The organism is Mesorhizobium sp. M7A.F.Ca.CA.003.01.2.1 (assembly GCF_003998945.1).
Classification (GTDB): domain Bacteria; phylum Pseudomonadota; class Alphaproteobacteria; order Rhizobiales; family Rhizobiaceae; genus Mesorhizobium; species Mesorhizobium ciceri.
Map to the genome: position 1 here is coordinate 1 of NZ_RZRA01001243.1, position 1,252 is coordinate 1,252.

Sequence of the window (1,252 nt, forward strand, 5' to 3'; positions counted from 1 at the left end):
AGTTGGCTTCGACCGAGCCATCCACCTCCGGCGGTCATGTAGTCGGGCAGGAAAGCCGGCGCCGCGGAGATGACATTGCGGCCACCGCTGCGCCGCGCTATCTCAGACCACTCGCCTTCCCGGGCCACTCGCTTGCCGGAGCTTCCCATGCCTGAAATCGTGACCGCCGCCATGCTCGTCATCGGCGATGAGATTCTGTCCGGCCGCACCAAGGACAAGAACATCGGCCATCTCGCCGACATCATGACGGCGATCGGCATCGACCTGAAGGAAGTGCGCATCGTCCCGGACGAGGAAGACGAGATCATCGCGGCGGTGAACGCCGTGCGCGCGCGCTACACTTATGTGTTCACCACGGGCGGCATCGGGCCGACGCATGACGACATCACGGCCGATTCCATCTCCAAGGCCTTTGGCGTACCTTGCGAATACGATGCCCGGGCCTATGCGATGCTGGAAGCAAGCTATGCCGCGCGCGGCATCGAATATACCGAGGCCCGCAAGCGCATGGCACGGATGCCGCGCGGCGCCGATCTCATCGACAATCCGGTGTCGGTCGCGCCTGGCTTCCGCATCGGCAACGTCCACGTCATGGCTGGCGTGCCGTCGATTTTCCAGGCCATGCTCGACAATGTCGTGCCGACGCTGAAGGCCGGCACAAAGATGCTGTCGGCGACCGTGCCCTGCCCGTTCGGCGAAGGCCTCATCGGGGGGCCGCTGGGTGATATCCAGAAAGCGCATCCCGATACGATCATCGGCTCCTACCCGAAATATGGCGATGGCAAGTTCTGGACCGAACTGGTCGTGCGTGCCCGCAGCCAGGAGGCGCTGGACGCTGCCCGCGCCGATGTCGAGGCGATGGTCGCCGGCTTCGCCAGCAATCCCGGCTGATCTGGTCCAGACCGGAACAAAGCACGACGCTGCAACGTTTCCCCGGCACGAGTTCGCCAGCTCGTGAACTGAGGGATTGTCATGCGATTCAAAACCATCGTCGCCATTCTGCAGAACGAGCAGGACGCCGAGCGCGTGCTCGACTGCGCCATTCCGCTCGCCAACCGGTTCCAGAGCCATCTGGTCGGCATCCACGCCGAAACGCTTCCCGTGCCCTACACCTCTGCCACAGGCTTTCCCGACACCGAATTCCTGCAGGTTTCGGCAGATATGAACCGGGAACGGGCCGAGAAATTGAGGACGCTGTTTCTCAGGCATATCGAGGATTCCGGTCTTTCCTTCGAGTGGCGAAGCCTGGAGA

1 protein-coding gene and 1 pseudogene are annotated in these 1,252 nt (G+C 62.9%); both read left to right on the forward strand.

What is annotated here, in order from left to right:
* Positions 1–147 precede the first annotated feature (147 nt).
* Positions 148–891: a competence/damage-inducible protein A gene (locus EN969_RS31605; protein WP_063167866.1), complete on the forward strand. Its 744-nt coding sequence runs from the start codon at positions 148–150 to the stop codon at positions 889–891.
* Between the two features lie 81 nt (positions 892–972).
* Positions 973–1,252, forward strand: a pseudogene (locus EN969_RS31610) (universal stress protein); the annotation flags it as partial.

Coding starts and splice junctions, on each gene's coding strand:
- EN969_RS31605 (WP_063167866.1), top strand. CDS start 148: ATGCCTGAAATCGTGACCGCCGCCATGCTCGTCATCGGCGATGAGATT.